The sequence below is a fragment of the uncultured Thiodictyon sp. genome, assembly GCA_903837595.1.
Taxonomy (GTDB): domain Bacteria; phylum Pseudomonadota; class Gammaproteobacteria; order Chromatiales; family Chromatiaceae; genus Thiodictyon.
Window position 1 is genome coordinate 1 of the sequence record CAILVI010000452.1, and the last position, 5,037, is coordinate 5,037.

A 5,037-nucleotide genomic window follows, 5' to 3' on the forward strand; every position below is an offset into this window, starting at 1 on the left:
CACAAACGGAGGCGAACGTCGGCGGCGAAGGGCGCTGAACGGCCAGAAGCGGTCGCCCGTGCCTTCATTTCGAGCGGGAGCAGCAGGACCGTTCGCGGACGCTTGTCCGCACGACAGCCCGCCCGTACACTGCAACCTTGGCCTGCGCATACTCAAGCGGCGGTGGTGACGCCTCATGGGGACTCATCCCGCCTCCTGAAACACCGTAGAGAAGCCCACCTCATGTACGAAGTATCGTAAGGTGGATTGCCGGCGAAGGATATTGTGGTACGTCCGCTATTTCACTTTATTTCGCTATCAGGTGTCGATTGGCTCCATGACAGGCTCAACCACCGACAGATACTCAGCTGGCGAACAAGGACTGGGATACATCTACCAGGCACGGCTGGCCCTGCTACATCTGCTGCAATTGCCCGAGGACACCTCCGTCTTCTTGGAAAAAGACGATGACCTCGATTTCATCGACGGCGATGGTGGCAAGTCTTTGGCCTCGCTCAAGCACAAGGCGGTCGGTGACCGCCTGACCGATCTTTCGACCGACTTCTGGAAGTCCGTCAACATCTGGTTGGCACGGTACAAACGCGATGGCCGCGCCGCATCGAACCTCCGGTTCTTTATGTTCACCACCGGCAAGGTGTCGGCCGGCTCGTTCCTCACCCGCCTGCTCCCAGACCAGCCCGTCGCCTCCGGCGATGCAGCAACTCTGACCGAGTTGGCCAATGCCGCGCTCGCCAAGTCGACGTCTCCGCTCATCGGCAGGATCGCCTCGGAGTTCAACGAGCTGAGCGACCCCGAAAAGCAGGATTTTCTCGAACGCATCCTGATCTTTGATGGCAGTCCGCGCATCGGCGATATTCCAGCGACCATCAAGGACAAGTACCTGCGAACCGTCCGGCGCGAGCAGCGCGAGTTTGTCTTCGAGCGGCTCGAAGGTTGGTGGAACGACGCGGTCATCAAGCAGTTGACCGGAGCCAAGACGGAAGGAATCTTCGGGTACGAGGTTTCGGACAAGCTGTCCGCCGTCGCCGAGGAATACAAGGCCGACAACCTCCCCATCACCTTCCGCGGGAAGGGCCCCGCCGACGACATCGACACCGAAAACGATCCGCGCCTGTTCGTGAAGCAACTTCGTGAAATCGGCCTTTCCTCCAACCGGATCAGGAGCGCCATCCTGGACTATTACAGGGCGTTCGAGCAACGGTCTGCTTGGGCGCGCGAGCACCTGCTGGTATCGGGAGAAATCGATGAGTACGAAGATCGTCTCGCCGACGAGTGGAACCGCTACAAGGATGTCGTTTTCGAGAAACTGAGGGACGACAGCGCCGAGGACGCGCTGCGGGAAGCCGGGGAGACCCTCTACAACTGGGCACAGTTCGAGACCGGAAAGATCGAATCCCTGCGCCTCCGCACCCGGGTGACTGAGCCCTACGTCCTCCGTGGCAATTTCCACATCCTCGCGGATAGCAAGCCCGAACCCCGCGTCTATTGGCATCCCAGATTCCTCGAACGCCTCGGCAAGGTGCTGGGGGTGGCCACGTGAAGCGATGGGACCAGCGCCCCTTCGAGATTCGGAACCTGTTCAACCCCGCCTTCTGCGGTCTGGTCCTGTTCCGTGCTCTGCACGGCTACGAAGAAGAAGACGCCCGCGGCATGCCTTTCTCCCTGTCGCTGCTGGTGTTGCCCCTTTGCCTGCACAAGGATTCGCGCGAGGTGATCGCCGGCAGTCCGCGCAGCTACCTGCTCAAGACCACGGAAAAGAACCAGCAGGTCGTGGTGGGCTTTGCAGACCGGGTCACTCAGATGTTGCCCTATGCGTTCGAGGGGTTCGGCCTGCTTATGGAAAGGGGCTGCATCGCTATCGCTGACGACGGGCGCATCCAGACAGTGCCCGGCAAGGTGCGTAAGACCGTCACTGGAACCGACGAGACCATCTCCTGCCAGAAAGTAGCGCGCATCGTCGGAAGGGAATTCGCGCGCATCGCTGACCGGGTAACCGTTTACACGACTTTCGGGATTCGGCCATGAAGATTAGTTCCATCCACATCTACAGCCACGATGGCCAGCGCCGGGATCTCCGGTTCAAGGTGGACGGGCTCAATGTCATCACCGGCCGGTCCTCCACCGGCAAGTCCGCGCTCTCCGAGATTATCGAATACTGCATGGGGCGCTCGTCGTTCAATGTCCCCGACACCGACATCTTCGCCAAAGTGGCCTGGTTCGCCGTGATCTACCAATATGAGAATGACCAGGTGCTAGTTGCCAAGCCGACACCGACCGGAGGTGCCGCCAGCTGCAGCACTGCGATGCTGCGGCGGGGAAGTCAACTGCAGGCCCCTTCGTTCCAGGAATTGGCAGTCAACACAGACGATGACGCCATCGTCGAACTGCTATCACGGCTACTCGGCATTCCCGAGAATCGCACCGATGTGGCACTCGAACACAGCCGTTACAGTTTCGCGGCAAACGTAAAACATACGTTCTATTACCTGTTTCAGAAGCAGGGGCTGGTCGCCAACAAGGACCAGCTTTTCTACCGCCAGAACGAGCAGTTCCAACCCCAGGCGATCCGCGACACGCTTCCGATCCTGCTCGGCGTCTCATCCCCCAACCGCCACGAACTTGAGTCCAAGCTACAGACCGCGAAGAGGGACCTGAGGATCAACACGAAGCAGTTGGAGCAGGCGCGCGACGCCGTCGATACGGCGCACGAAAAGGCCATCGGCCTCTACTCGGAAGCCAAGGCGGTCGGTGTCATCGGCAAGGCCGACAGGAACCCCAATGCCGAAGGGATCATTGATGCATTGAGGTCGGCGCTGTCGTGGACGCCCGAAACGGTACCCGACGACGACGGCAGCCGGATTTCTCGTCTGGAGGAAGAACTGAGCCAGTTGCGTAAGGAGCGCGGCGACACCCAAGCCAGGATCGACTCGGCGCGTGTGTTCGCCAAGCGCGCCGGTGGCTACGTAAGCGAGGCCGCCGAACAGGTGGACCGGCTGGCGTCGATCAAAGCGCTACCGAAAAACCCCGATACCGGCGAGTGGCAATGGCCGTTCAGCGAGAGGAACCTGGCACTGGAATCCCCCGTCGCCACCGTCCTGCTCAACGAGTTGGCGTCGCTCCACGAGGAATTGCGCGTCGCCACCGGCCAGCGCCCCAAGCTCGAAGCCTACCTGACCGAACTGGCGGGCAAGGTGGACCAGATCGCGGGCGCCATCAGGCAGAAGGAAGCGGAGCTTTCCGCCGCGAACTCGGCGAACGAATTCATTGCCCAGATGGGTACCCGCAACAACGCAGCCGCGCGCGTCGTGGGCCGCATCAGCCTGTTCCTCGAGACTCTCCTCCCGAACGAGGATCTCGCCAGGCTGGAAGCGGAGAATCGCCGAATCATGAACAAGGTGCAGCAGCTAGAGGACCTGATCGGCGCCGACGACAGCAACGAACGCCTCGCCTCGATCCTCAATAACATCTCCGCACAGGTGACGCGGTACATCCAGAAGTTCGACGCCGAATTCGCGGCCTACCCAGCGCGGCTCAATCTGCCGCAGTTGACGATCATCTTCGATCGCCCCGACCGTTCTGTTCCGATGAGCCGAACCGGGGGTGGCGCGAACCATCTGGCGTATCACCTGTCGACACTGCTCGCCCTGCATCTGTTCGCGGCCCAGAACAACCGCCCGATCCCGCGCTTTCTCCTGATCGACCAGCCGACCCAGGTTTACTTCCCATCCGAGCAGGTCTACAAGGATGCCGACGGCTCGGTGCAGAGGACCGAGGCCGACGCCGACCTTGATGCGGTGCGCCGGCTATTCGAGTTGCTGCTGAAGTTCACCCAAGAAGACGCCCCTGGCTTCCAGTTGATCGTCACTGAGCACGCGAATCTTCGCGACCAGTGGTTCCAGGACGCATTGGTAGAACTGCCTTGGACAAAGCCGCCGGCGCTGGTTCCGGACGACTGGAACCAAGGATGACTTTTCGCAGGAGAGCAGTATCGTCAGAGGAGCACCTTCCACAAGGAACCAGAGTCGCGGTGTCTGCTGACCTGGGTCCAGCGGACGTTCGTTTGTGTGTTGCCTGTGACTACAACGGGTCGAAAGTGAACCTGCAAGGCAAAGTCAGCCTTGGCGAGCGGCGCCGCGCGCATGCTCATCATCGTTGAGTCCGGACTGCACCTTCCGAAGGTCCTGCCGCAAGCGGTGTGCCTCCTGGGTCAGGGCCTTCTTCTCCTCGGTCAGCGCCGTTTCCCGGGCACGGGCCTCAGCCACTGCTACCTGATACTCGGCGAGTCGGCTGAGCCAGTGTTGGGTATCCGCATCCCGCGACTGCTGTTCCGCCTGGACCGTGGCCGTCAACGTGGCAAGCTGGCCGTCGCGCTCGGACAATGAGCCGCGCAACTGTTCTGCCAACACCTGTGCGGCTTCAAGGTCCGCCCGCGCCTGTGCCGCCGCGTCCCGGGCGGTCGCCTCCGCGCGCTCCAGCAACTCGGCCCGCGCCGTCGCGACCTCCTGCCCGACCTGTAGCCGGGCGATGCGCTCTTGGGCCGCCGTGAGGCTTTCTACCGACGCGGCGGCAACCCGCTCGGCATGATCCCGCTGGCGGGACTGGTCCTCGCCCTGCACGCGGGCCTGCGCCAGGGCCTCGGTCGTCTCCTGGAGGGCTTCGGTACGGGCGGCGAGCCTGTTGCCGGCCAGGTCCAGTGCGTCCTGGGTTTCCCGCAGCGTCATGCCTTGACGGTCCAGCTCGGCGGCCAGGCGCTCGATCTCGGTCCTGGCCGCGTCGCGCTTCCCAGCGACCGCGGTGACTTGCGCGTCCAGTCCTGAGACTTGGGCCTCAAGCGCCGCCTTCGCTCCGTCCCACTGCTCTCCGGCCAACCGGCACGCCTGGTCCCAGACCTCGACCACTTGGGTGCGCAGCGCCTCGGGAATGCCGGGGATCTGGAAGCGCCGGGCGGCCTCGTCGAGCCAGTCGTCAATGCCGGCGCCGATCGCTTGCTGGGAGCCTTTGCCGCCCAGTCCCTCGCGGACGGCGGCGATCGTCGGG

The 5,037-nt window shown here is 62.6% G+C and carries 4 protein-coding genes; 3 read left to right on the top strand and 1 reads right to left on the bottom strand.

What is annotated here, in order from left to right:
- Nucleotides 1-262: 262 nt before the first annotated feature.
- Genes QZY44_RS27115 through QZY44_RS27125 form a run of 3 tightly spaced genes read left to right on the top strand, consistent with a single transcriptional unit; the run spans nt 263 to nt 3,968 of the window.
- Entirely contained in the window at nt 263-1,540 is a 1,278-nt protein-coding gene (locus QZY44_RS27115) for an ABC-three component system protein (protein WP_295455444.1), read from the top strand.
- On the top strand, nt 1,537-2,025 hold the full coding sequence (locus QZY44_RS27120; protein WP_295455446.1) for a three component ABC system middle component: 489 nt from the start codon (nt 1,537-1,539) through the stop codon (nt 2,023-2,025). Before QZY44_RS27115 ends, QZY44_RS27120 begins: the two co-directional genes overlap by 4 nt.
- Nucleotides 2,022-3,968, top strand: a complete 1,947-nt coding sequence (locus QZY44_RS27125) for a DUF3732 domain-containing protein (RefSeq protein ID WP_295455448.1) — start codon at nt 2,022-2,024, stop codon at nt 3,966-3,968. The genes QZY44_RS27120 and QZY44_RS27125 overlap by 4 nt, the downstream gene beginning before the upstream one ends.
- Before the next feature lie 144 nt (nt 3,969-4,112).
- Here the strand turns inward: QZY44_RS27125 and QZY44_RS27130 are convergent.
- A partial coding sequence (locus QZY44_RS27130; protein ID WP_295455450.1) for a DNA-binding protein occupies nt 4,113-5,037 on the bottom strand: 925 nt, incomplete at its 5' end.

Bases quoted from the DNA above. Each gene is read 5' to 3' on its own strand.
- QZY44_RS27125 (WP_295455448.1), top strand. From the start codon at position 2,022: ATGAAGATTAGTTCCATCCACATCTACAGCCACGATGGCCAGCGCCGG.